A 23,972-nucleotide genomic window follows, 5' to 3' on the forward strand; every position below is an offset into this window, starting at 1 on the left:
GCGCGAAGCGCGGGACCACGAGGAAATTCACAGACATGACCGATCTTTTATTCGAACCCATTCGGCTCGGCGATCTGCCGCTGCCCAATCGCATCGTCATGGCGCCGCTGACGCGCCGGCGCGCCACCCATGGAACCAACGCCGCCAATGCGCTGATGGCCGAGCACTACCGCCAGCGCGCCGCGGCCGGGCTCATCATCGCCGAGGCGTCGCAGATTTCGCAGCAGGGGCAGGGCTACGCCTTCACGCCGGGAATTTATTCGCCGGAGCAGGTCGCCGGCTGGCGCGAGGTGACCGACGCCGTGCATTCGGCCGGCGGGCACATCATCCTGCAGCTCTGGCATGTCGGGCGCGTGTCGCATGTCTCGCTGCAGCCGGGCGGCGGCGCGCCGGTCGCGCCCTCGGCCATCGCCACGACGAAGCAGGTGGCGATCGAGACGGGCTTCGTCGACTGCTCGACCCCGCGCGCGCTCGCGCTCGACGAAATCCCCGGAATCGTCGCCGATTATCGCAAGGCCGCCCGCAACGCCAAGGAGGCCGGCTTCGACGGCGTCGAGATTCATTGCGCCAATGGCTATCTGATCGACGAATTTTTGCGCGACGGCTCCAATAAGCGCGCCGACGCCTATGGCGGCTCGCCGCAAAATCGCGCGCGTTTCGGCCTCGAGGTCGTGGACGCCGTGCTCGAGGAATGGGAGGCCGCGCGCGTCGGCGTGCGCATCTCGCCCGTCAGTCCCGTTCATGACATGTCGGACAGCGATCCGCAGGCGGTGTTCTTCTATTTCGTGGGGCGTCTGGCGGCAAAGAAGCTCGGCTTCATCCATGTGATCGAAGGCGCGACGCAAGGGCCGCGCGACGTTGCGCCTTTCGATTATCTCGCTCTGCGGAAAAGCTTTCCCGGCGCCTATATCGCCAATAACGCCTATACGCTGGAGCTCGCGGAGGAGACGCTGGCGACCGGGCGCGCCGATCTCATCGCCTTCGGGCGGCCGTTCATCGCCAATCCCGATCTCGTCGAGCGTCTGCGCCGTCGCGCTCCGCTCGCCGAGGTCGACTATCAGACGGTCTACGCCCAAGGCGCCAAAGGATATACGGATTATCCGACGCTGACGGCGTAACTCGGCGCGGCTCGTTTCTCCCGGCGTGGGGAAACGAGCCTTGCGCGCGCCTATTCGGCCTTGGGCGCGCCTTCGTGCTCGTGGCCGCCGCCACTATGATCGCCACTGCCGTGCTCGCCGGCTCCTCGCTCGCCATGGCCCTGATGCATGGATTTCATGTGATCCATCATCATCTGCTCGTGCATCTGACGCATCTCATGCATCATCTTGCAGCAGCCCTCATGGCCGGCGCCGCCATGTTCCTCTTGCGGAGCGAGCGGCTTGGTCTCGACGGTGGTCTCGGCGAGCGCTGGCGCGATCGCCACCGCCAGAAGAGACGCCGCTAATGCGGGAATGATTTTTTTCATCGCTTGCCCTCGCTATTGCTGCGGCCTCCTCTCTGGAAGTGGGCGCGGGGAGGGAGAATCGCAATGCGGCGCCATGTCCTGGGCGTGTCGTCATGTCCTTTGGGCTGGTCGTCGCGCCTTCAGCTCTCCGGCTCGGCGACTGTCTCGCAGGAGACCGCGCGCAGGCGCTGCTCGGCGCGGTCGCGGTCGCTGGCGCGTCTGGCCAGAGAGCGCAGCAGCACGAAGCCGCGCGGCGAGGGCGCCGTCACGCGCACCTGCTGCGGCGGGGCCTCCTCGTCCTCGCCCTCGACCGCTTCGATCTGGCGGGCGTCGCCGATCAGCACGTCGATCTTGCCCTTGATCGCTGAGCGATCGGTCACGGAATGGAAGATTCGGCCCGTGCGCGCATGGAAGGAGAGCGCGAGAAGATCCTCCGGATCGGCGTCCGCGCGCACGCGCATCAGACCCTTGGAGAGATCGAAGAGGCAGACGCCCTCGACAAAGGCCGAATCCTCGAAGGGCGTGATCTCCGCGCCGGGCTTGGCGCGCGGCAGCAGCGCGACGCCGCTCGGCGTCGTCTCGGCGCTCTGCGCCGCGGCGGCGAGACGCGCGAAAGCGTTGCGCGGCGCGACCTCCGGCATCAGCAGCACGGAGACGATGTGAACGGAGCCCGCGACGCAGATGGTCGCGAGCGCCCAGGGCAGCCAATCGAGATAGTCGCGAGACATTTTCATGCGCAATGGAGCTTCACGATCTTCGGAAATGTCGCGGGGTCGGGCGCCGACTCGACATCGAGCGGCGTGTCGTAGAGACGCAGCACCAGCACGAAGGGGTCTTTGGCGACCGGCAGCCAATTGCCGGGACGCGCCTGCGCGCTGATCTCGATCTCGAAGGAGCCGCCCTCGCGCCGCGTGATCTCGCTCGAGGTGAAGGCGTAGCGATCGGCGGGATTGTCGATGAGCCGGCCCGCGGCGCTCGCCGCGCCGAGCGTCCAGAAGCGCGCCGCGGGAGTCGAATCGAGGATGCGATAATCGCAGCGTCCGTCGAGTGGCGCGCCGCTCGAATCCGTGCGGGCGAAGAAGGCGAGGCCCTGATCGCGCCCGAGCGGCGCCTCGCCCGAGCGCGCCAGCACAGCGCGCGCATAGGGATCGATATCGGCGCCATGACGCGGCCAGGCGGTCCACGGGCCCGCGTGCAGCGCGCCGAAGCCGCGGCCGAGCCCCAGCGAGACGGCGGTCATCGCGAAGCCGAGCAAGAGGCCCGCGATCATCACGGCGAAAGCCCTCACATAATTGGTCATGCGAAATCCGTCAGCGCCGATCGGCGCGCTTGTCGGTGGGGCGCGCCTCCGACGATCCGGGGGCGGGACGTTTGGGATCGTCGAGCTTCATCTTCGATTCGATCTGTCCGAGCGCATCCAGCGCGCCGCGCGAGAGCGCCGCGGGACGCGCCGGAGCGCCGAGCTCCAAAGTCTTGGGCTGAGCGGCGGCCGCCGCCGCGAGCGTGGCGGGCGAAGCGAGGCCGCGGATCGGCTTGATGGCGATTCCTTGATGCGCATAGGCCATGATGTCGTGCCATGTCTTCGCCGGCAAGGTGCCGCCGGTCATATTGGCCATTCCCTCATTGTCGTCGTTTCCATACCAGACGCAACCGCCCATATTGCCGGTATAGCCGCAGAACCACGCGTCCTTATAGCCATTGGTGGTGCCGGTCTTGCCGATGACGTCGACACCCGGGCCGAGCTGCGCTCTGCCGCCCGTGCCTTCGTCGATGACGCGTTTCATCATCGTGTCGAGCTCGGCCACTTTCTCGAAGGGCACGACCTGCTCCTGCGGCGGCGCGTCGCGATCATGCTGATAGAGAATATCGCCGCGGCTGTTGCGCGCCTCCACGGCGGCATAAGGCGTCGTCTTCTTGCCGCCATTGGCGAAAGCGGCGTAGCCGGCCGCATGTTCGAGAAGGATCACATCGCTCTGGCCGACGGGAAGCGAGGGCGTGTCCTCGAGCGGCGTGGTGATGCCGAGACGCCGGCAGGTGTCGATGATTTTCGCGCGGCCCGCATGGGAATCGCCATTGCCGATGGCGATCGACAATTGAATGGCGATGGTGTTGAGCGATTTGGCGAGCGCCAATGAGAGCGGCAGCGAGCCGGCGTAGCCGCCGCTGTAATTGTGCACGCAATAATTGCCGATGCAGGTCGGGCGGTCGGTGACCACTGTCGTCGGCTTGAATTTATTGCTCATCAGCGCGGTGAGATAGACATAGGGCTTGAAGGAGGAGCCGGGCTGGCGCGCCGCCTCCGTCGCGCGATTGAACTGGCTCGCGCCATAATCGCGTCCGCCGACCAGCGCGCGCACGGCGCCGTCGAGATCCATGAAGGCCGAGGCGCTCTGCTTGGCGTGATAGGCGCGTCCGCTCTCGCGCAAATTCTCTTCCACCACTTCGTCGGCGCGCTTCTGCACATTGGGATCGAGCGCGGTGCGGATCACCAGCACGCGATCATCGCCGAATCTGCCGGCCTCGGCGAGGCGTTGCGCCTCCTTGAAGGCGAAGTCGAGATACCAATCCGGACTCTGGTCGCGCTTGCGCTCGACCGGCGTCGCCGGATTGCGCTGCGCGGCGACGATCTGGCTCTGCGTCATGAAGCCGGCATCGACGAGATTGTCGAGCACGTCATTGGCGCGCGCGCGCGCTGCGGGAAGATTTACGTGCGGCGCGTATTTCGTCGGCGCCTTGAACAGGCCGGCGAGCATGGCGGCTTCCGACAGCGAGACGTCGCGCACGGATTTGCCGAAATAGAATTCGGCCGCCGCCTGAATGCCGAAGGCGCCGCCGCCCATATAGACGCGGTCGAGATAGAGCTTCAAAATCTCCTGCTTGGTGAGGCGTTGCTCGAGCCAGAGCGCGAGAAACGCCTCGTTGATCTTGCGCGTGATGGTGCGCTCATTGGAAAGGAAGACGTTTTTGGCGAGCTGCTGCGTGATGGAGGAGCCGCCTTGCACGACGCCCGCCGAACGCGCGTTCACCGTGAGCGCGCGTCCCGTGCCGACGATGTCGATGCCGAAATGCTCGTAGAAGCGTCGATCCTCGGTCGCCAGCACCGACTTGACGACATAATCGGGATATTGATCGAGCGGCACGGCGTCGTCATGCTTGATGCCGCGCTGTCCGGCGACGGCGCCATAGCGATCGAGGAAAGTGATCGAGAGATCCTGCTTCTTCAGCCAATCGTCGCTGGTCATGCGCATGGCGGAGACCGACAGCGCGAGCGCGACAATGCCGCCGCCGAGCGCGAGCGTCAGCGACTCGCAGCCGAACTCGACCACCACCCGGCGCAGGCCGCGCACTTGGAAGCGGTTCATGAAGGCCGCGAAATTCTCATAGGCCTCGCGCGCGCCGCGGCTCGAGTCGAAGAGGCTCGAGTCGATATAGGCGTCGAGCGCCAGCAGAAGCCTTGCGGCCCGCTTGTATAAGCGCGAGGATCGAATAGGTTCGAGCAATTGCGCCGCTCCCTTGGGCCCGTCTGGGCATCATGCGAACCGGGAGGCGGATGATAGCACTCCTCGAGCCGCCTTGACGATGGCCGGCCCGCAGGATCGCCGGCAGGATGAATAAAGCGCGCGCTGCGCCGCAGACGAGGGCCGAAGACAGAGTATGGCGACGAAGGACGAAAAAGAGACGGGCGAACCGTTCTGGATGAGGCCCTTGGGCGAATTGACGCGGGCGCAGTGGGAGAAGCTCTGCGACGGTTGCGGGCGCTGCTGCCTGGTCAAGCTCGAGGACGAAGATAGTGGGGAAATCTATCACACCAGCGTCGGTTGCGACCTTTTGGACGGCGACACCGGGCGTTGCCGCGACTATGCGGGCCGCCAGACCAAAGTGCCGGACTGTGTGCGCCTCACCATGAAGGCGCTCGCCGGCATCTCCTGGCTGCCGCCCACTTGCGCCTATCGGCTGCGCGCCGAAGGCAAGCCGCTGCCCGAATGGCACCCGCTCTTGACCGGCGATCCCGCCAGCGTGCACGACGCCGGCGTTTCCGTGCGCGGCCGTGTGGCGGCGCGGGAGCGGGAGGTGGACACCGACGATCTGCCCAATTTCATCGTGCTGTGGCCCAAGCGTTGGCCGCGGCGCAAGAAGGGGCGGGCGGCGTGAGGCGCGCTTGCGACGTATTCGATATTGGTTATATTGCAGACATTCGAGAGGGCGTCCGCATGTCCAAAACCACGACGATGACCGTTCGCGTGAGCGGCGCATTGAGCGAATTCGTCGCTGCGAATGTGGGCGAGAATGGCGCCTATGAGAATGTCAGCGAATATATTCGCGATCTGATCCGCCGCGACAAGGAGCGTGCGGAGACAGCGGCCTTCGAGCGATTGAAAGCCGAGCTCGCTCATGCCTTCGCCGCGCCGGAGGCTACGTACGCGCCGCTGACCGCGGCCGATGTGATCGCACGAAACCGGAGCTGACCGTTTGGTCGTCGTCTGTGTTCAGGAAGCCGCCTCTTTCCGTCTCGACGAGATTTATCGCTTCACTCGAGACCGCTGGGGAAGCGAGCAGGCCGATCGCTATATTCGTGGGCTGTTCGAGGCCTTCGACCGGATCGAGACGCATCGGGAGATGTCGCGGCCAATTCCGGCGGAACTCGGCGTCGACGGGTTTTTCTTTCGATACGAGCGCCATGTCGTCTATTGGCGAAGGCTGTCGAACGGCGACATCGGCATTGTGACGATCCTGCACGAACGCATGCACCAGATCGACCGCTTTCGCGACGACTTCGGCGCCTGAGATGGTGTTGTGAATTTATTCCTTGACACCGTGACGATAGTCCTATAGACAAGTCCCATGCTCCAGAATTGCGCTTGGGGCGAGGGGCGGCGGTCCTGCCTCTCGCGGAGAATTTCGACACGCCGAGAGTTTCGACATGGAATTCGCGATCAAAGCCGAGATCGCCGATCCGCGCGCCGAGACCTTCGTCTTCTCTGCGCAGAAGACGATGTATGGCGGCAAGACGATCGCCGCCGGCGACCGAGTGTTTCTCTTCGCCAGCGAGAATGAAGGTGGATGCGGGCTGGTCGCGCGCGGCGTCGTCGTCTTTGCGGCGGCGGTCGCCCGGAAAGCCGGAGTCGAACGCCAGACGCCGCGGGTGAGCGTCACGATCCGGCGCGATGCGCTCGCCGCACGGCCGCTCGGGCGCAATGAGCTGAAGTCTTTCAAAGACTGGAAGGACGGAAAGCCGGAGACCGAGCTCAATTTCAAATTCTATCGTCAGGCGACAAATAAGATCGTCGGCGTCTCGGATGAAACGGCGGCGTTTCTCGACGGGTTTTTCTGAGCGCCCCCCGGACCGCGAGCCTTCAGGCTCGTCCTTTCCAGTCACACGGCGCGCGCCGGCTCGGCGAGCGTCTGTCCGATCATTTCGCAGATTGTCGAAAGCGAGCCTGAAGGCTCGCGGTCCGGGGCAGCGCATCTCACGGAGGCCAAGGCATGGCGCGCAAGCATGACGCGCTCCCGCGCGACACTGTCACGCAGGCGAAGCTTCTCTATGACGCCGGCGTCACGCCGCTCGCCGAGCTGAGCGCGATGCTCGGCATGAGCGAACGGGCGTTTCGACGCTATCGCGAGCGCGAGGGATGGCCGATGCGCGCTTCGCCGATCAAGCGCAAGAGCGCCGCAGAGACGCAAGCAATGGCGCGCGAGAGCGCGCCGGACGCGCCGCCCAAGATGGAGTCGCGCAGCCTCATCGCGCGGCTCGAAGAGGCGGTGGAGCGCGAATTCGTCCGCGCCGAAACAGCGCTCGTGACCTGCGGCGCCAAGGCGGCGCCCAAGACGATGGAGACGAGCGCGCGCGTGCTCGCGAGCCTGGTGCGCAGCCTGGCGGAATTGAAGCGCATGAATCGCGACGCGGGCGCGGCGCGAGAGGAGGACGGGCGTGGCAGAGACGCTTCCGAAGACGAGCCTCCCCGTGAATTGGCCGAGCTCCGCGAGGAGCTTGCTCGCCGCCTCGAGCGCATGTGCGGCGAAGGGTAGGCTCGGCGAGCTGATCGAAGGATTTTCCGCACGCGAGCTCGCGACGCTGCTCGCCGATTGGGAGTTTTGCGCGCGCGAGGATCAATGGCCGCCATTGCTCGCGCCGGACGGCGCACCCTGGCGCGTGTGGCTGATCCTCGGCGGGCGCGGCGCCGGCAAGACGCGCGCCGGCGCCGAATGGGTGCGCGCCATCGCGCGCGGCAGGCCGCAATTCGCGTCGCGTCCCTTGTCGCCGATCGCGCTCGTCGGCGAGAGCGCGGCCCATGTGCGCGATGTGATGATCGAAGGCGTCTCCGGAATTCTCGCCGCGCATAGGCGAAGCGAGCGGCCCTTGTGGGAGCCCTCGCGCAAGCGGCTGACCTTCGACAATGGCGTCGTCGCGCAGGCGTTCTCGGCGGAAGATCCCGAGAGCCTGCGCGGCCCGCAATTTTCCGCCGCCTGGTGCGACGAGCTCGCGAAATGGCGCTATGCCGAGGAGAGCTGGGACATGCTGCAATTCGGGCTGCGATTGGGTGACTGGCCGCGCCAGATCGTCACCACCACGCCGCGGCCCATTCCCTTGCTGAAGCGTTTGATGAGCGAGAAAGGCGTCGTGACGACGCGCGCGACGACGCGGCAGAACGCCGCCAATCTCGCGCCCTCCTTTCTCGAAAGCGTTTTCGCGCAATATGCAGGCACGCGATTGGGTCGTCAGGAGCTCGATGGCGAGATCGTCGAAGAACGCGCCGATGCGCTGTGGTCGCGCGACATGCTGGAGGCGGCGCGCATCGCCGAGGCGCCGCCGATGGAGCGCATCGTCGTCGCCATCGATCCGCCGGCGTCATCCGGCAAGCGCGCCGATCGTTGCGGCATCGTCGCGGCCGGGATCGCTCGAGGCGTCGTCCATGTGCTCGAGGACGCGACGCTCGCCGCGGCGCGGCCGGCGCAATGGGCGCGCGCCGCTGTCGCGCTCTATCACAGGCTCGAGGCCGATGCGCTGATCGCCGAAGTGAACCAGGGCGGCGAGATGGTGCGCGCCGTCATTCACGAGGCCGATCCCAGCGTGCCGGTGAAGGAGGCGCGGGCGACGCGCGGCAAATATTTGCGCGCGGCGCCGGTCGCGCAGCTCTATGAGCAGGGCCGCGTGCGCCATGTCGGCGCCTTTCCGGCGCTGGAAGACGAATTGTGCGATTTCGCGCTCGACGGATTGTCGTCGGGTAGAAGCCCCGATCGTCTCGACGCGCTGGTGTGGGCGGTTCACACGCTGGCGCTGGCGCCGCGCGCGAGCGAGCCGCGCATGCGGCGGCTCTGAGGGGCGACGTCGACCCGTCCGCTACTCGCTACGCCCTACTCACTGCTCACGCGATTTCACAACGGAATTCACATGCCATCTTTCCTCTCCCGCCTCTTCGGCGCGCGCGCGCCGGAGCAAAAAGCCTCGCGCGCCATGCTCTCATTGCATTCGATGGCCACGCCGCAATGGACTGCGCGCAACAATGTCGCGCTGACGCGCGCCGGATATGAGCGCAACGCTGTCTGCTATCGCGCCGTGCGCATGGTGGCGGAAGGCTGCGCCTCCGTGCCCTGGCTCGCCTATGAGGCGCGCGTGGAAAATCCAGAGCATCCGCTGCTGCGGCTGATCGAACGGCCGAACCCTTCCGACACGAGCGTCTCCTTCATCGAGGCGCTCGTCTCCAATCTTCTGCTCTATGGCAACGCCTATGTCGAAGGCGCCTTCGTCGACGGTCTGTTGCGCGAGGCCTATTGCCTGCGGCCCGATCGCATGAGCGTCGTCGCGGGACGCAATGGCTGGCCCGCTGCCTATGTCTATTCGGCCGCCGGCGACAGCGTGCGCTATGAGATACAGGGGCGCGGCATAGAGCCGATCCTGCACATTCGCCTGTTCAATCCACTCGACGATATTTACGGCTTCGCGCCGCTCGCCGCCGCGCAGACGGCGCTCGACACGCACAATGCCGCGAGCTTCTGGAACAAGGCGCTGCTCGACAATAGCGCGCGGCCCTCCGGCGCGCTCGTCTATGCAGGGCCGGAAGGCGGTCATCTCACCGATGCGCAATTCGAGCGTCTGAAGCAGGAATTGGAGGAGAATTTCTCTGGCGCCTTCAACGCCGGCCGTCCGCTGCTGCTGGAAGGCGGGCTCGATTGGAAGGCGCTGTCGCTCTCGCCCAAGGACATGGATTTTTCCGAGACGAAAGCCTCCGCCGCGCGGGAGATCGCGCTCGCCTTCGGCGTGCCGCCGCTGCTGATCGGCCTGCCGGGCGACAACACTTTTCGCAATTACGAGGAAGCCAATCGCGCCTTCTGGCGCCAGACGATCATCCCATTGGTGCAACGTTTGCAGAAAGCGTTTCACGCCTGGGCGCAGCCGGGCTTCTCCCCCTTCCGCCTCGATTACGACGCCGACCGCATCGATGCTTTGGCCAAAGAGCGCGCGCTCGAATGGAGCCGCATCGGCAGCGCCGCCTTCCTCACGGTGGATGAGCAGCGCGAGGCGGCGGGCTACGGCCCGATGGGCAAGCGGGCGAAATATTCGGCGGATCAGCCGCGCGTCGCCGCCGGATCGCCGGAAGGCGGGCAGTGGACGAGCGGCGACGGGAGCGGCGGCGGCGATCTCGCGCAGGTGGCGCTGAACACGATCGCCGGCGTGGTGAGCGATGTGGGCGTCCTCTTGGTTGGGGATAGCAATGACGCTCGATACTCCGTCGACCTGCTGGCGGAAGAAGGCTATGGTCACGCTATACGCGACCATGTCGAAAAAGAAGATGTAGACCTTATCGCTGCTTTGGAGAGCAAGCGAATCAGAATTGGTCTACCATTCATAGGCGTGATCGCCTATGAGCCGGCGGTGGGCTCGTTCGACTCTCGGGAATCCGCAAATGACCTCGTGAACCGAGTGATAGAGACGAACAAGGATCGCGTCGATTCTGTCGCCGAAGGACGACGCGATGAGGTCACGCTCCAGAGAATATTCGGATTTCGAACCGGAAAAGAGGCATTCTTGGAGAGCGGAACGTCGAAGCCGGTCGTTCGATGGACGTTTGGTGTCAGAGTCGTTCTTCATGCCGATCCGACCAGTGATCGAGGTTATCGGGTGCGGACCGCCTTTCCTGTCAACAGCAGATCAGGCCGATGAGCGCGAAAGGGGAACATTGATGAACATTCCTGAAGCATTCTCGGACCTGGCTGAGTGGTTCATGTTCGAAGTCGAAGAAGATATCCCGGAAGGACAGGACTATGTGGCCTATGCCATCGGTCATCTCGACGATCGCCAGAAGAAGGACGCCGAGCGATTTATCGACGGGCTGCTATGTCAGGAGCTTTCCGATCGAGAGTTGATCGACATTTGGTTTCGTGCGGGCGCCAGAATGGGTTTCGCCAAAGACGCCGATTACCGCGTTGTGTTGATAGAAGTCCTGCGCCGACTGCGGCGCGATTGAACGGCCCCGCGTGGAGCGCTCGGACGGCGCGCCGCGCGGCGCCCTCACAGTGGACGAGCAGCGCGAGGCGGCTGGCTACGGCCCGATGGGAAAGCGCGCGAAATATTCGGCGGATCAGCCGCGTGTCGCCGCCGGCTCGCTGGAAGGCGGGCAGTGGACGAGCGGCGACGGGAGCGGCGGCGGCGATCTCGCGCAGGTGGCGCTGAACACGATCGCCGGCGTGGTGAGCGATGTGGGCGGGCTCGTCACGCAGATCGGCGATTTTATCGATCTGCGGGATGAGGAAGGAGGGGGACATGCGATTGCAGAGCATGTCGGGAAGAGCGAAGATTATCTGATACGCCGTGCTCTCGACAGCCGCGTTCGTATCGGCGGGATAGCGTTCTGGGAGGACTTGATCGGTTCCTTCCCCTCTTTGGAGGCGGCGAACAAGCTAGTGAACTCAACGATCGCCCAAAAAGCGACACTTGTCGAGCAAGTGGCGCGAGGCGAGATCGGAGGAAGAGTGCCGATCGAAGCTTGGTTCGGAGCGCCGACAGGCTACGAATCATATATGCCGAATTTCTCAGGACGCCCGGAGATACGCGAGACGCGAGGCGTCCAGGTCATTATCAGGTATAATCCTCTTTCGCCGAAAGGCTACTCCATAGTCACCGCCTTCCCAATCAATCCGAAATAGGTCGTGCGAGATGACGACAATTCCTGACGATTTCAAATACCTGTGCCGCTCGTTCTATCAGGGCGTCAGCGAGGTCTATTCGTCGACGGATGAATTGGTCAGAGACGCCGTTGCGACTTTGAACGAGTCGCAACGACAAGTCGTCCGCGCCTATCTCGACGAATTGACGAGCGAAAAATACACCGAAGAGCAATTGTGGTACATTTGGGAAGATGCCGGAGCGCGCATTCGCATCACCACTGGCGTTCCAGGCGAGTCGGCGCGGTTTCTCGAAATGATAAAAGCGGAGATCGATTCGTCGAAGTGATCGAAGGCGCGGTTGGCGACCTCTGTGATTGGGCGAACCGCGCCTTCTGGCGCCAGACGATCATTCCGCTGGCGCCACGCTTGCCGAAGGCGTTTCACGCCGGGGCGCAGCCGGGCTTTGCGCCCTTCCGCCTCGATTACGACGCCGACCACATCGATGCTTTGGCCAAAGAGCGCGCGCTCGAATGGAGCCGCATCGGTAGCGCCGCCTTCCTCACGGTGGATGAGCAGCGCGAGGCGGCGGGCTACGGCCCGATGGGAAAGCGCGCGAAATATTCGGCGGATCAGCCGCGCGTCGCCGCCGGATCGCCGGAAGGCGGGCAGTGGACGAGCGGCGACGGGAGTGGCGGCGGCGATCTCGTGCAGGTCGCGCTGAACACGATCGCCGGTGTCGTGAGCGATGCGGGTGGTCTCGTTACGCAGATCGCCGATTCCATCGATCTGCGGGACGAGGAGGCGAATGGCGGACGCGTCATCAGCGAACATGTCGGCAAGAGCGATGAGTATTTGATACGGCGTCTCCAAAGCATGCGCTTTCAATTGGGTTTGATCGACCTCGCGCCGCGTGTCGGTTCGTTCCCTTCGCTCGACGCCGCGCAAAAACTCGTCAATTCGACGATCGCGCAAAATCAGGAAATTGTCGATCTCGTCGCGTGCGGCGAACTCGGCGTGACCGAAGCCAAACGGATCAATGGCTGGTTCAATTCGCCCACAGGCAAGGAAGCCTATGTCCCTAGCGTTCGGGGGCGGCCAGAAATTCGCGACACATGGGGCGTTGCCGTGGCCTTGAGGCACGATGTAGCATCGCCGCGCGGATATAGAGCGCAATCCGCTTTCCCTGCCAACCGATAGAGCGCGCACATGACGGTCCCCGACGCCTTCAACGCTATCGCCAACTCCTTTCACCAAGACACATTTCTGTTTCATAATTCGTTGGACAGCGCGATACGTGGGAGCATCTCCGAGTTGACGCCCGAGCAGACGCGGATCGCGAAGGATTATCTCGACGAATTGTTGAGCGGAAAATATAGCCGCGAGCAGCTCATCGACATTTGGTCGAAGAGCCCCGCCGGATCCGGCGGCTTCGGCATGCCGGGCCCTGCCGAGAAATTTCTCGGCCTGATACGCGCCGCGCTCGAAACTTCGCTCGCGTCGCGCGAAACAGAGTAGCTATCCAAGAGGCTCTCGGAGGGGCGTCTGGGCTTCAAGAATAAGGCGCTGCTCGACAATTTTCGCGCAGGCGCGTATGGGCTCCCGCGCGGATCGCGCTCGCCTTCGGCGTGCCGCCGCTGCTGATCGGCCTGCCGGGCGACAACACATTTCGCAATTACGAGGAAGCCAATCGCGCCTTCTGGCGCCAGACGATCATCCCATTGGCGCCACGCTTGCGGAAAGCGTTTCACGCCTGGGCGCAGCCGAGCTTTTCGCCCTTCCGCCTCGATTACGACGCCAATCGCATCGATGCTTTGGCCAAAGAGCGCACGCTGGAATGGAGCCGCATCGGCAGCGCCGCTTTCCTCACAGTGGATGAGCAACGCCAGGTGGCGGGCTACGGCCCGATGGGCAAGCGCGCGAAATATTCGGCGGATCAGCCGCGCGTCGCCGCCGGATCGCCCGAGGGCGGGCAGTGGACGAGCGGCGACGGGAACGGCGGCGGCGATCTCGTCCAGGTCGCGCCGAGCACGATCGCCGGTGTCGTGAGCGATGTGGGCGCTACACTGGTCGGCGAGGGCGAAGGCTATTTCGTCGATCTGCTGGCCGAGATGGAACGCGGAGGACATGCCGTCGAACAACATGTCGGAAAATCGGACGAGTTTTTGCTGAACCGTGTACGCACGGAACGCTTCCCCATGCTGCTGGTGGAAGTCGGCTTGCAGGCGGCCGGCTCGTTTCCCTCTCTCGAGGCGGCCAATAAGCTCGTCAACGCGACTTTGTCGCGAAATAGCGCCATCGTCGAGGCCGTGGCCAATGGATCGATAGGCGGCGATCGAGTAGAAGCATTTTTCGATTCGCCCACTGGAAAAGAAGCATTTGCAAACAGCGGCCGTTCCACTCCATACATGCGAGACACATTCGGCGTACGAGTGCTGCTTCAGCATGACAAATCCTCACCGAACGGCTTCACGGTGTTTACCGCGTTTCCCACGAACAGGCGAGAAAGACGATGATCGTTCCCGAAGCATTCACCGTGTTCACCCGACTTCTCCATCAGGATATTCTTGTCCTTTGTCCTTCTTGGATGGAAGCAGTGCGCCGAACACGGGACTTTCTGACGAGGGAGCAATTGGATTCGGTGCGCGCTTTTCTGGACCTGCTCGCGAGCGGCCAATACAACAATGACCAGCTGCAGGAATTATGGATCAGCTCGGAATCGGATTTTTATGTCGAGGGCGGAGATCTCGCCGGGTTTTTCAAGATGATGCGTTCCTGCCTCGATTGAGACGAGGCAGTGCGCGGTCGTGAATCCTCGGCGGCGCGCGGCCGAGCGTGTCGGGCCCGTCGACGTCAACGCCGACCGCATTGAGGCAAAAGAGCGTGCGCTCGAATGGGGCCGTATCGGAAGCGCCGCTTTCCTCACGGTTGACGAGCAGCGCGAGGCGGCGGGCTATGGCCCGATAGGCAAGCGCGCGAAACACGCGCCGGATCAGCCGCGCGTCGCCGCCGGCTCGCCAGAGGGCGGCTAATGGACGAGCGGCGATGCGAGCGGCGGCGGCGATCTCGTCCAGATCGCGTTGAACACGATCGCCAATGTTGTCGGCGACGCGGGCGCAATTCTCATCGGCGAAAATGATTCCGTCGATATTCGGTCGACTTGCAGGCGGAAGATGGCGGATGGGTGGTCCGCATCGTTCTGAACGCGATCACACAAATCTAGCGCCGAAAGGCGCAATCTCACTCGAACGACAGTCCTCGCAACGACCGCTCCGAGAGAGCGGCCGGGGCGCTGTGCGCTTTGCAGGTTCCCAATGTCCGAGATCGTCACCTCCATCATCGAGCGCGGCGATCTCGCCCATCTCGCGCTTTTTCTCTGGGCGAGCGCCGCGACGCTCTTTGCCTTGCGCGCATTGCGCGAGCTCGGCTGCTCGACGCGCCGTCTCGACGCTTTCGTGCGCGAGCTCGCGCGCTTCAACCGCCGCTATGGGAGCGACTGAATGAATTTTTTGGTTTTCACTCCGCGATTTGCGAAGCGACGCGCTGTGCGCAAGCCGCCGCGCCTCGAGGCCGAGATCGTGTTCAAGACATTCGTGCGCGCGCTGGAGCGCCTGCGTGAGACGCCACGCGGCGGCGGGCCCACGGCGATCGGCGCGACAAGGGAGAAAGCCTGATGGACCATGCGACGAAGCACGCCCGCGCTGCATTCGCGCTGCCGCCGTTCGAGACGAAGCGCGCGCCGGCGCCAGCGGCGATCGGCGCCGATGGCGCATTCGACGGCTATGCCAGCCTGTTCGGCGTTCGCGACACTTGCGGCGATATCGTCGCGCCGGGAGCCTTCGCCGCGAGCCTGCGCGAGCGTGGCGCGGCGAATGTCAAAATGTTGTGGCAGCATCGCGCGGAGGAGCCGATCGGCGTATGGACGCAGATCGTCGAAGATGCGCGTGGCCTTCGCGTGCGCGGGCGGCTCGATCTTTCCGTCGCGCGGGCGCGAGAGGCGTTGTCGTTGATCCACGCCGGCGCGCTCGACGGTCTGTCGATTGGCTATCGCACGCTACGCGCGGCGGGCGATCCCAGGAGTGGCGCGCGGCGATTGCTCGAGCTCGATCTCATCGAGATCTCGATCGTCACTTTTCCTGCGCTGGCGCAAGCGCGCATCGGCGCCGGGCCCATTTCGACCGCGGCGCCGCGACTCGCCGCGGCGCAGTTCGGCCAGAAGCTCGCGCGGCTGCGCATGCAGAGCGCCGCGCAGAGCTTCGAGACGAAGCTGCGCGGGGCGTCGCTCGCGCTCGATCGGCGTTATTCACCGGACCAGCCGCGCGTCCCCGCGGGTTCGTCGGAGGGAGGGCGGTGGACGAGTGAGAACGGAACTAGCGGACTTGGCGGCATTCTCACCGATGTTCTCGCCACGAGCAGCTATTATGTTACAACATCATTGTTTGGCGACGTCCTCAGCGACGCCGAGCCTGACGATTTGCAGGCGGGCGCGGAATATGCTCAAGCGATCGTCAACCGTGCCGCCGGCAAAGGGCCGGAAATCGACAGGGCGACAGAGCGGCTCGCGGAAACATTGGTTTTGGTGGCGGAAGGCTTGCCAGAAGGCGCTGGACCGCTTTATGGCGTAGCGGTCCACTCGGGATTCGCCTCCGCGGTCAGAGTTCTCGATTTTCCCGGCATAGGATTCACTGGCGTCGAGCAGAGCTTCGACACTAACGGTGATATCGACAAATATGGCGCGCCGTATAGCCTCAGAACGGACGTTGTCATGCGAGACGGCTCTGGTAAGATCATCGCAGTGTGGGACGTGAAGACTGGCGGCGCTCGCCTCGACATGGCGAGAGTGCTGCAGATCAGACTGAGGCTCGGGATAGACGACAGCGTTCCGGTCATGGAGATTCAACTCAAGAAGCGAGAGGTCATTCCGCGATGAGCCGAAGCGCCAGAATGCTCAAGCTGCTGCAGAAGGAGATGCACGGCACATTGGTGTGCAAAGCAGTTCTCGTCGCGCCGCCGGTCGATTATCTGGTGAAAGGCTTTATTTTGGAGACGACGATCGAGCGCAATCTCGTGTTCCTCTGGCGCGTCGTCACGCCGCTTTACAAACCGATGAATAACCTCGATTTGACCTACAGCGAGCGAATAGGCGGCGACAAGGTCTTCATCGATCCTCATGCTTACGGCGACGCCGCGAAAAATATCGCCCGGATCATCTCCGACGGGAAACATTTGGACTACCTTCGAGCGATTGCAACGCCGGAAGACTTCCTCCGGTGTCATGTTCCGTTGAGGGGCGATCTTCCGATCTTTTCGGATACGACCTGGCTGGCTTGGCCGCATTTCATGCGAGGCCTCACGCGCTATCTCGTCGGCGAGGAGGAATATGCGCTGGAACAGTTGCGCGTCATGGATCGAGAGATCGACCGCAGCGGGAAGGATCGTTGGTTCTTCCGCCCATATCTGAAGCAATTCCTCGAAGCGGCCCAGCAGGGCCCGGAAAGCGCGCATCGTCTGCTCGCGCGATGGGTGGAGGAGAATATCGAGAGGCTCGGGCTCGGCGACGCGCGCGCGAGCGATCCCGAAGCGTCGAGCTGCTCGTCGATTTCATGACTGCCCGTTTTCGGAGAGTTGGATGTCTCGAAAAGATCTAGAGGTCGGAAAGCAGGCGGCGAAAAAGCTATCCGAGCTGCTGTTGCGGCATGGCGCCGAAAGCAATGAATTTCTCATCGCGCGCCGAGTGTCGCTGCCGAAAGAGGAGTTCGACGCGCTCAGTGGGCTCGTGGGGCGCGTCATGGGAGAAATCTATGTCGAGGGTCTCTATCCGATCTTCGAAGCCTAGCCCCGACTTGAAGCCTCGCGGGCTCGACGGATGAGCGGCGTCGGCGGATTTGACGTTTCATTCGTCGAGCTCGCGAAGCGAACGATCTTGAATCGAATGTGACAGCCGGCAAGCTCATGCCGCCGCCGGAGTCCTAGTCGGCTCGTAGGCCTGCCGGGACTGACGACGCCTTATCCTTTCGGCTGACGCAGCCGATGAGCCGTCGATAGAACGATCCGAGCGACAATTGCTTCGCCGCATGACCGGCGCGCCCCTTTGCCGGCGGGCCGATGACGTCCCTTTCCCCCCGAGGCTCTGCGACCGCCCGCGCATTCCGCGCGGCGCCTTTGCGCGCCCTCCTGTCAGAAAGAAAGAGGTTTTCGCCAATGTCGTCTCTCGAAACCAAGACGCTCTCCGGCGAGGAGGCGCTCGCCGATCTCCATCGCGCTTTCACGGCGTTCAAGGACACCAATGAGGAGCGCCTCGCGCAGATCGAGACGCGAATGGGCGTCGACGCGCTCACCGAGGAGAAGCTGCAGCGCATCGATCGCGCCGTCGACGAGACCAAGCGTCGCCTCGATCGCGTCGCGCTCGATCTTTCGCGCCCGCGCCTCTCTTCGGCGCAGAGCGAGGACGCGCCGGCGCGCGAGCACAAATCCGCCTTTGCGCTCTATATGCGCAGCGGCGAAGCGGTCGGACTGAAGGCGCTCGAATCGAAGGCGCTTTCGGCGGGTTCGGGTCCCGACGGCGGCTATCTGGTGCCGACGCCGGCGGAGCAGGAGATTTTGCGGCGTCTCGCGCGTCTCTCGCCCATTCGCGCCATCGCCAGCGTGCGCGAGATTTCCACACATTCGCTGCGCAAGGCCTATTCGACGCAAGGCCCGGCGGCCGGCTGGGTGGCCGAGGCCGATCCGCGTCCGCAGACGAGCGGCCAGCAGATCGTCGATCTGACCTTTCCGGCGATGGAGCTCTACGCCATGCCGGCGGCGACGCAGACGCTGCTCGACGATTCCGCGATCGATGTGGAGCAATGGATCGCCGAAGAAGTGCAGACCGTCTTCGCCGAGCAGGAAGGCGCCGCCTTCGTGAATGGCAACGGAACCGACAAGCCCAAGGGCTTTCTCGCCTATACGACCGTCGCCGACGCGAGCTGGAGTTGGGGCAACATCGGCTATATCGCAACCGGCGTTTCCGGCGGATTCGCCGCCAGCAATCCGTCGGACGCTCTGTTCAATCTCGTCTATGCGCTGCGCGCCGGCTATCGGCAGAATGGCAAATTCGTGCTCAATCGGCAGACGCAATCGACGATCCGCAAATTCAAGACGACGACGGGCGAATATCTCTGGGCGCCGCCCGCCAGCCTCGACCAATCGGCTTCTCTGCTCAATTTCCCCGTCGTCGAGGCGGAGGATATGCCGAATGTCGGCGCCGACAGCTTCTCCGTCGCTTTCGGCGATTTCGCACGCGGCTATCTCGTCGTCGACCGGCTCGGCGTGCGCGTGCTGCGCGACCCCTATTCGGCCAAGCCCTATGTGCTTTTCTACACGACGAAGCGTGTCGGCGGCGGCGTGCAGGATTTCGAGGCGATCAAGCTCTTGAAATTCGGCGCTGCGTGAATGTGAGCCGCTAAAGCGCCATGCGACGAGCGACGAAGCGAAGCGCTCGTCGCTCTCACTCCCCCCTCCTGCAATGGACGAACCAATGGTTCCGGATCTTCTCTCAGGGCCGGCGCTGGAGCCTGTGTCGCTCGATGACGTCAAGGCCTGGCTGCGGCTCGATTCGAACGAAGAGGATCAGCTTCTGTCCGCGCTGATCGTGTCCGCGCGGCTCACGCTCGAAGCCTATACGCGGCGGTTTTTCGTGACGCAGAGCTGGCGGATGCGGCTCGACGCCTGGCCCACGCAGACGCTGCGGCGAAAAACGCTCGCCATTCCGTTCGCGCCGCTTCGCAATGTGTCGGCGGTCCGCGTCTACGATTCCGCCGATGTCGCCCAAACGCTCTCGAACACGTCTTATCGAGCGGCGTCGGCGCGCGATGCGGGACGCATCGTTTTTCTCGCGTCTCCGGCCGAGCCGGGTCGCGCTTATGACGCGATCGAGATCGACATTGTCGCGGGCTATGGCGCCGCCGCCGCCGATACGCCGGAGCCGCTGCGGCGCGCCATTCTCGCGCTCGTCGCGCATTGGCACGAGAATCGCGGCGATGCTGGCGATGTCGGCGCGCCTCTGCCCACGCTCATTCTCGCGCTGGCGAAGCCCTTTCGGCGCGAGCGCCTGACATGAGCGCGCCGAGACTCGGCGAGATGCGCTTGCGCATGAGCCTGCAGGCGCCGGTGGATACGCCGGACGACAGCGGCGCGATGACGCGCAGCTATGTGACCGTTTGCGATCTCTGGGCGAAGCTCACGCCTGTCTCCGGCGAAGCGCGCTTCGTCGAAGACAGGCAGGAGCAGGCGCTCGAATGGATCGCGCAAATCCGCTGGCGTGCGGATGTGACGAGCCAAATGCGGCTCGTGCTCGGCGCGCGGACACTGCGCATCGAAACGGCGTTTGATCCGGACGGACGGCGCCGCTTCCTGTCGTGTCGTTGCGAGGAGATCGCATGAGGAGGCGCAAATGAGCCTGTCGCCGATCATCGCTCTGCGCAAAGCGATGCGCGCGCGTCTCGTGGCGGATGCGAATCTCGCCTCGGCGCTCGGCGGAGCGAAAATCTATGACGAGGCGCCGCGAGGAGCAGAAGCTCCCTATGTGCTGTTCTCGGAAACGAGATTGCGCGACTGGTCGACCGCGGAAGGCCATGGCGCGGAGCAGCTCATCGCGCTCTCGGTCGTCTCGGTCGAGCGTGGTGTGGCAGAGGCGCTCGCCATCGGCGAGAGGATTGTCGCTCTGCTCGACGAAGCGCCTCTCACTCTCGACGGACATCATCTCGTCGACCTGCGTCATCAGGGAAGTGAGGCGCGCCGCGAGCAGAATGGCCGCTTCGCGCGCGTCGATCTGCGCTTTCGCGCCACCACCGAAGCCCTCTGACGCTTTCAATTCGCATTCGGGAGCCTTCGCATGTCCGCACAAAAGGGAAAAGATCTATTATTGAAGCTCGACGACGGAAGCGGAACTTTCATCTCGGTCGCGGGCCTGCGCACGCGGCGCCTCTCGTTCAACGCCGAAACCGTGGATGTGACCGACGCGGAATCGGCCGGGCGGTGGCGCGAATTGCTGGACGGCGCCGGCGTGAAGCGCGCGAGCCTCTCCGGAACCGGCATCTTCAAGGATCAGGCGTCGGACGCGCTCATTCGCCAGCTGTTCTTCGACAGCTCGCTGCGCGACTGGCGGATCGTCGTCCCGGATTTCGGCGTCGTCGCGGGATCGTTCCAGATCACGAGCCTCGATTATCGCGGCGAGCACAACGCCGAGATGACTTTCGACATTGCGCTGGAATCGGCCAGCGCGATCTCCTTCACGCCGGCGTGAGGTTTTCGTCATGGCCAATCGGAAACGTGGAGAGGTGGAGGCGCGCCTCGATGGCGAGAGCTACCGACTCTGCCTCACGCTCGGCGCGCTCGCGGAGCTCGAGAGCGGGCTCGGCGCGAGCGATCTCGTGGCGCTCGCCGAACGATTCGAAAAGCGGCGGCTCTGCGCGCGCGATCTCATTCGCATCATCGGATGCGGATTGCGCGGCGGCGGACATGAGGTGAGCGACGACGAGGTCGCGCGCATGACAGTCGCCGGCGGACTCGGCGATTATGTGAAAATCGCCGCGGAGCTGCTGGCGGCGACCTTCGGCGACGGCGAAAGCGCAAACCCTCCGTCGCCGCGGGATGCGAGCGGATGAGGCCGGCGCCCTTCCCCTGGGCGCGCGCCATGGCTTTCGGCCTCGGGGTTCTGCGTCTTTCGCCGTGCGATTTCTGGTCGATGACGCCACGTGAATTGGCGAGCGCGGCGGAGGGCGTCTACGGCCGCGCGGCGGGCGCGCCCTCTCGAGACGTGCTCACAGCCTTGATGCGGGCGTTTCCAGATGGAGACGAAAATTGACCGACTCGACAAACAGCGACAGCGCTTCCCAATCATCGCTCGATCTTCCGTTTCAGGCGCTCGATTTGAAGACGACGAAATCGCTGCTCCAGGACATCAATGTCGTCGCCGCCTCGGCGACGAAGACTTTGTCCAGCGGACTCGCCAGCGCGGCTGTGAGCGGGAAGAGCTTCGACTCGACGCTCGCCTCGATCGCGCGCTCGATCGCCAAGCTCGGCGTCAGCGCGGGCGCGCAGGCGCTGACGCAAGGCGTCACGAGTGGATTGAGCGCGCTCATCTCCAGCGCGCTCGGCGGTGGAGGGGGCGTGTCGGTGGCGCCTTTCGCCGATGGCGGCGTCGTCGCGAGCCCGACCTTCTTCGGCGCGAATGGCGCTGTCGGCCTGATGGGCGAGCGCGGCGCGGAGGCGATCATGCCGCTCGCGCGCGGGCCGGATGGACGTCTCGGCGTCGCGATGCAGGGCGCGAGCGATCCGGTGGCGGTCACAGTCAATATCGCCGCGCAGGATGTCGAAAGCTTCCGTCGCTCGGAAGGGCAGATCTCCGCGGCTTTGGCGCGGGCCGTCGCGCGCGGCCGACGCAATTTGTGAGGGGACGGCGCCATGACCGATTTTCACGAGACGCGCTTTCCGCTCGATGTGTCGCTGAATGGCCGCGGCGGGCCGGAGCGGCGCACGGATGTCGTCGCGCTCGGCTCCAATCGGGAGGCGCGTAATGCCCGATGGGCGCATTCGCGGCGGCGCTATGAAGCCGGCTATGGCGTCAAATCGCTCACGCAGCTCGCTGCGGTCATCGAATTTTTCGAAGAGCGGCGCGGGCGGCTGTTCGGCTTTCGCTGGCGTGATCGCGCCGATTGCTCCTCCGCGCGGCTCGGCGGCGTTCCGTCGCCGCTCGATCAAGCGCTCGGTGACGGCGATGGCGCGCGCGCGCAGTTTCAGCTGCTCAAGACCTATGGCGGGAGCTTTGCGCCCTATTCGCGCGTCATCGTCAAGCCGGTCGCAGAGAGCGTGCGCGTGGCGGTCGACGGAATAGAGAAGACGAGAGGCGCAGATTTCGACGTCGATGCGACGACTGGCGTCGTCAGCTTCGCGCCGTCATCCGTTCCAGCGAGCGCCGCTGCAGTGACCGCCGGATTTTTCTTCGATGTGCCGGCGCGTTTCGACACGGATTATCTCGAAATCGATGTGTCGTCCTTCGCCGCCGGAGCGATCCCGAAAATCCCGATCATCGAAATCATTCCGTGAAGGAGAAGGCCGATGCGTTCTGTTTCAACGTCCATGCGGGAGCGTCTCGATGCTCGCGCGTCGACCTTGTGCAATTGCTGGCGCCTCGCGCGCAAGGATGGGACGATCATGGGATTTACCGACCATGATCGCAATCTCGTCTTCGGCGGCGTGACCTATCGCGCGGCCTCGGGGCTCACCGCCACGCAGATCGAGGCGAGCGTCGGCCTCGCGGTCGGAAGCGGCGAGGTGGTTGGCGCGCTGCAAGCGGACGGACTCGCGGAAACTGATCTCGCCGATGGGCTCTATGACGGCGCCGGGGTCGAGATATGGCTCGTCGATTGGTCCGATGTCGACAATCGGCTGCTCGTCGACGCGACGACGATCGGCGAAGTGACGCATAGTGAGTTCGCCTTCCGCGCCGAGCTGCGTTCGCTCGCGCATCTCTTCGACGAGACGCGCGGCGACAGCTTTCAGCGCGGCTGTTCGGCGGATCTCGGCGATGCGCGTTGCAAGGTCGATCTCGACGCTGCGGCATTTCACACGACCGGCGTGGCGCTCGGGCTCGCGCAGGGCGCGATCGTCGCGGCTCTGGCAGGCGATTTCGAGGACGACTTCTTCACCGGCGGATCGCTGACATTCATGAGCGGCGCCAATGCGGGCGCGCGCCTGACGATCAAATCGCATCGGCGCGCCGATGAAAATGCGCGTCTCGCTCTGTGGTCGCAGCCGGCGGGCGCGGTCGCGGTCGGAGATTGCGTCGCGCTGGTCGCCGGATGCGACAAGAGCGCGGCGAGTTGTGAGAGCAAATTTTCGAATATCGTCAATTTTCGTGGGTTCCCGCATATGCCCGGCAATGACGTCGTCATTTCCTATCCGAGCGCGCTCGCGCCGACGATGGACGGTGGGAGCTTCTTTCGATGAGCGGGCTCGCGCGCGCGGCGATCGTCGCCGAGGCGCGGCGCTGGATCGGCACGCCCTATCGGCATCAGGCGTCGCTCATCCATGTCGGCTGCGATTGCCTCGGCCTGGTGCGCGGCGTATGGCGCGCGCTCGTCGGGCCGGAGCCCGAGGAGGCGCCGCCCTATTCGCCGGATTGGGCGGAGGCGCAGGGCGTGGAGACGCTGGCTCTCGCGGCGCATCGGCATTTCGCGCGCGTCGAGCCGGATGCGTTTCGTGCTGGCGACGTGCTGCTGCTTCGCTTCCACGACCATGCGCCGGCCAAGCATCTCGGCATAGCGACCGGCGCGACGCATATGGTCCATGCGCATGGCGGCGCCTGTGTCGCCGAGGCGTCGATCGGATCGTGGCGCAGAAAATTGGTCTGCGCTTTCGCCTTTCCCGGCGTGATGGACTGACGTTT

The 23,972-nt window shown here is 64.3% G+C and carries 34 protein-coding genes and 2 pseudogenes; 32 read left to right on the forward strand and 4 right to left on the reverse strand.

The window, feature by feature from the left end; genetic code table 11:
* Nucleotides 1–35 precede the first annotated feature (35 nt).
* On the forward strand, nt 36–1,118 hold the full coding sequence (locus tag AC6IY7_RS11420) for an alkene reductase (RefSeq protein WP_497779183.1): 1,083 nt from the start codon (nt 36–38) through the stop codon (nt 1,116–1,118).
* 50 nt (nt 1,119–1,168) lie between these two features.
* Here AC6IY7_RS11420 and AC6IY7_RS11425 read toward each other — a convergent pair whose 3' ends face one another.
* The 4 genes from AC6IY7_RS11425 to AC6IY7_RS11440 all read right to left on the reverse strand — a co-directional run bounded on the left by AC6IY7_RS11425 (nt 1,169) and on the right by AC6IY7_RS11440 (nt 4,944).
* Nucleotides 1,169–1,465: a hypothetical protein gene (locus AC6IY7_RS11425; RefSeq protein ID WP_497779184.1), complete on the reverse strand. Its 297-nt coding sequence runs from the start codon at nt 1,463–1,465 to the stop codon at nt 1,169–1,171.
* A gap of 119 nt (nt 1,466–1,584) precedes the next feature.
* The gene (locus tag AC6IY7_RS11430) at nt 1,585–2,178 is read right to left on the reverse strand and encodes a DUF1254 domain-containing protein (protein WP_497779186.1); all 594 of its coding nucleotides are present in this window, start codon (nt 2,176–2,178) and stop codon (nt 1,585–1,587) included.
* Complete coding sequence (locus AC6IY7_RS11435) at nt 2,175–2,744, reverse strand: DUF1214 domain-containing protein (RefSeq protein ID WP_497779188.1); 570 nt, start codon at nt 2,742–2,744, stop codon at nt 2,175–2,177. Before AC6IY7_RS11435 ends, AC6IY7_RS11430 begins: the two co-directional genes overlap by 4 nt.
* A gap of 10 nt (nt 2,745–2,754) precedes the next feature.
* Entirely contained in the window at nt 2,755–4,944 is a 2,190-nt protein-coding gene (locus AC6IY7_RS11440; protein WP_497779190.1) for a transglycosylase domain-containing protein, read from the reverse strand.
* 154 nt (nt 4,945–5,098) lie between these two features.
* Between AC6IY7_RS11440 and AC6IY7_RS11445 the strand changes: the two genes are divergently transcribed.
* From AC6IY7_RS11445 to AC6IY7_RS11595, 31 genes and pseudogenes are all read left to right on the forward strand, one after another.
* Nucleotides 5,099–5,596: a YcgN family cysteine cluster protein gene (locus AC6IY7_RS11445; protein WP_497779191.1), complete on the forward strand. Its 498-nt coding sequence runs from the start codon at nt 5,099–5,101 to the stop codon at nt 5,594–5,596.
* A gap of 59 nt (nt 5,597–5,655) precedes the next feature.
* Nucleotides 5,656–5,910 carry a ribbon-helix-helix domain-containing protein gene (locus AC6IY7_RS11450; protein WP_497779192.1) on the forward strand — a complete coding sequence of 85 codons (255 nt, stop codon included), beginning with the start codon at nt 5,656–5,658 and terminating at the stop codon, nt 5,908–5,910.
* Between the two features lie 4 nt (nt 5,911–5,914).
* Nucleotides 5,915–6,229, forward strand: a complete 315-nt coding sequence (locus AC6IY7_RS11455; RefSeq protein ID WP_497779194.1) for a type II toxin-antitoxin system RelE/ParE family toxin — start codon at nt 5,915–5,917, stop codon at nt 6,227–6,229.
* Nucleotides 6,230–6,365: 136 nt separating this feature from the next.
* A complete protein-coding gene (locus tag AC6IY7_RS11460) occupies nt 6,366–6,776 on the forward strand; it encodes a hypothetical protein (RefSeq protein WP_497779196.1) in 411 nt (136 codons plus the stop codon).
* A 152-nt stretch (nt 6,777–6,928) separates the two neighbouring features.
* Nucleotides 6,929–7,471 (forward strand): hypothetical protein, encoded by a 543-nt coding sequence (locus tag AC6IY7_RS11465; RefSeq protein ID WP_497779197.1) that lies wholly within the window; start codon nt 6,929–6,931, stop codon nt 7,469–7,471.
* Nucleotides 7,434–8,762, forward strand: a complete 1,329-nt coding sequence (locus AC6IY7_RS11470) for a DNA-packaging protein (protein ID WP_497782828.1) — start codon at nt 7,434–7,436, stop codon at nt 8,760–8,762. The genes AC6IY7_RS11465 and AC6IY7_RS11470 overlap by 38 nt, the downstream gene beginning before the upstream one ends.
* Before the next feature lie 72 nt (nt 8,763–8,834).
* Nucleotides 8,835–9,983 (forward strand): annotated as a pseudogene (locus AC6IY7_RS11475) (phage portal protein); the annotation flags it as partial.
* A complete protein-coding gene (locus tag AC6IY7_RS11480; RefSeq protein WP_497782829.1) occupies nt 9,981–10,604 on the forward strand; it encodes an RNase A-like domain-containing protein in 624 nt (207 codons plus the stop codon). The pseudogene AC6IY7_RS11475 and the gene AC6IY7_RS11480, both read left to right, overlap by 3 nt.
* 19 nt (nt 10,605–10,623) lie before the next feature.
* Nucleotides 10,624–10,908, forward strand: coding sequence for a hypothetical protein (locus AC6IY7_RS11485; RefSeq protein ID WP_497779199.1), 285 nt, complete (start codon nt 10,624–10,626; stop codon nt 10,906–10,908).
* Between the two features lie 49 nt (nt 10,909–10,957).
* On the forward strand, nt 10,958–11,587 hold the full coding sequence (locus AC6IY7_RS11490) for an RNase A-like domain-containing protein (protein ID WP_497779200.1): 630 nt from the start codon (nt 10,958–10,960) through the stop codon (nt 11,585–11,587).
* Between the two features lie 10 nt (nt 11,588–11,597).
* Nucleotides 11,598–11,894 (forward strand): hypothetical protein, encoded by a 297-nt coding sequence (locus AC6IY7_RS11495; protein ID WP_497779201.1) that lies wholly within the window; start codon nt 11,598–11,600, stop codon nt 11,892–11,894.
* Complete coding sequence (locus tag AC6IY7_RS11500) at nt 11,891–12,745, forward strand: RNase A-like domain-containing protein (RefSeq protein WP_497779202.1); 855 nt, start codon at nt 11,891–11,893, stop codon at nt 12,743–12,745. The genes AC6IY7_RS11495 and AC6IY7_RS11500 overlap by 4 nt, the downstream gene beginning before the upstream one ends.
* 9 nt (nt 12,746–12,754) lie before the next feature.
* Nucleotides 12,755–13,063: a hypothetical protein gene (locus AC6IY7_RS11505; RefSeq protein WP_497779203.1), complete on the forward strand. Its 309-nt coding sequence runs from the start codon at nt 12,755–12,757 to the stop codon at nt 13,061–13,063.
* 110 nt (nt 13,064–13,173) lie between these two features.
* Nucleotides 13,174–14,061 (forward strand): phage portal protein, encoded by an 888-nt coding sequence (locus AC6IY7_RS11510; RefSeq protein ID WP_497779204.1) that lies wholly within the window; start codon nt 13,174–13,176, stop codon nt 14,059–14,061.
* Nucleotides 14,058–14,333, forward strand: a complete 276-nt coding sequence (locus tag AC6IY7_RS11515) for a hypothetical protein (RefSeq protein ID WP_497779205.1) — start codon at nt 14,058–14,060, stop codon at nt 14,331–14,333. The genes AC6IY7_RS11510 and AC6IY7_RS11515 overlap by 4 nt, the downstream gene beginning before the upstream one ends.
* Nucleotides 14,334–14,859: 526 nt before the next feature.
* Nucleotides 14,860–15,045 (forward strand): hypothetical protein, encoded by a 186-nt coding sequence (locus tag AC6IY7_RS11520; protein WP_497779206.1) that lies wholly within the window; start codon nt 14,860–14,862, stop codon nt 15,043–15,045.
* Entirely contained in the window at nt 15,046–15,219 is a 174-nt protein-coding gene (locus AC6IY7_RS11525; protein WP_497779207.1) for a hypothetical protein, read from the forward strand.
* A pseudogene (locus AC6IY7_RS11530) lies at nt 15,219–15,704 on the forward strand (HK97 family phage prohead protease); the annotation flags it as partial. The gene AC6IY7_RS11525 and the pseudogene AC6IY7_RS11530, both read left to right, overlap by 1 nt.
* Before the next feature lie 785 nt (nt 15,705–16,489).
* Complete coding sequence (locus AC6IY7_RS11535) at nt 16,490–17,152, forward strand: hypothetical protein (RefSeq protein ID WP_497779208.1); 663 nt, start codon at nt 16,490–16,492, stop codon at nt 17,150–17,152.
* A gap of 22 nt (nt 17,153–17,174) precedes the next feature.
* On the forward strand, nt 17,175–17,381 hold the full coding sequence (locus AC6IY7_RS11540) for a hypothetical protein (protein WP_497779209.1): 207 nt from the start codon (nt 17,175–17,177) through the stop codon (nt 17,379–17,381).
* A 365-nt stretch (nt 17,382–17,746) separates the two neighbouring features.
* Entirely contained in the window at nt 17,747–18,976 is a 1,230-nt protein-coding gene (locus tag AC6IY7_RS11545) for a phage major capsid protein (RefSeq protein WP_497779210.1), read from the forward strand.
* An 85-nt stretch (nt 18,977–19,061) separates the two neighbouring features.
* A complete protein-coding gene (locus AC6IY7_RS11550; protein ID WP_497779211.1) occupies nt 19,062–19,643 on the forward strand; it encodes a head-tail connector protein in 582 nt (193 codons plus the stop codon).
* Nucleotides 19,640–19,966 carry a phage head closure protein gene (locus tag AC6IY7_RS11555; RefSeq protein WP_497779213.1) on the forward strand — a complete coding sequence of 109 codons (327 nt, stop codon included), beginning with the start codon at nt 19,640–19,642 and terminating at the stop codon, nt 19,964–19,966. The genes AC6IY7_RS11550 and AC6IY7_RS11555 overlap by 4 nt, the downstream gene beginning before the upstream one ends.
* 10 nt (nt 19,967–19,976) lie before the next feature.
* Nucleotides 19,977–20,387, forward strand: coding sequence for a DUF3168 domain-containing protein (locus AC6IY7_RS11560; RefSeq protein WP_497779214.1), 411 nt, complete (start codon nt 19,977–19,979; stop codon nt 20,385–20,387).
* Between the two features lie 30 nt (nt 20,388–20,417).
* A complete protein-coding gene (locus AC6IY7_RS11565) occupies nt 20,418–20,828 on the forward strand; it encodes a phage major tail protein, TP901-1 family (RefSeq protein WP_497779215.1) in 411 nt (136 codons plus the stop codon).
* A gap of 10 nt (nt 20,829–20,838) precedes the next feature.
* A complete protein-coding gene (locus AC6IY7_RS11570; protein WP_497779217.1) occupies nt 20,839–21,189 on the forward strand; it encodes a gene transfer agent family protein in 351 nt (116 codons plus the stop codon).
* Entirely contained in the window at nt 21,186–21,389 is a 204-nt protein-coding gene (locus AC6IY7_RS11575; protein WP_497779218.1) for a rcc01693 family protein, read from the forward strand. The genes AC6IY7_RS11570 and AC6IY7_RS11575 overlap by 4 nt, the downstream gene beginning before the upstream one ends.
* Complete coding sequence (locus AC6IY7_RS11580; RefSeq protein ID WP_497779219.1) at nt 21,386–21,976, forward strand: phage tail tape measure protein; 591 nt, start codon at nt 21,386–21,388, stop codon at nt 21,974–21,976. Before AC6IY7_RS11575 ends, AC6IY7_RS11580 begins: the two co-directional genes overlap by 4 nt.
* Nucleotides 21,977–21,988: 12 nt before the next feature.
* The gene (locus AC6IY7_RS11585; protein ID WP_497779220.1) at nt 21,989–22,630 is read left to right on the forward strand and encodes a phage distal tail protein, Rcc01695 family; all 642 of its coding nucleotides are present in this window, start codon (nt 21,989–21,991) and stop codon (nt 22,628–22,630) included.
* A gap of 12 nt (nt 22,631–22,642) precedes the next feature.
* Complete coding sequence (locus tag AC6IY7_RS11590) at nt 22,643–23,533, forward strand: phage/gene transfer agent baseplate hub protein (RefSeq protein WP_497779221.1); 891 nt, start codon at nt 22,643–22,645, stop codon at nt 23,531–23,533.
* Complete coding sequence (locus AC6IY7_RS11595) at nt 23,530–23,967, forward strand: NlpC/P60 family protein (RefSeq protein WP_497779223.1); 438 nt, start codon at nt 23,530–23,532, stop codon at nt 23,965–23,967. Before AC6IY7_RS11590 ends, AC6IY7_RS11595 begins: the two co-directional genes overlap by 4 nt.
* Nucleotides 23,968–23,972 lie beyond the last annotated feature (5 nt).

It is taken from the genome of Methylosinus sp. is20ea (assembly GCF_059718135.1).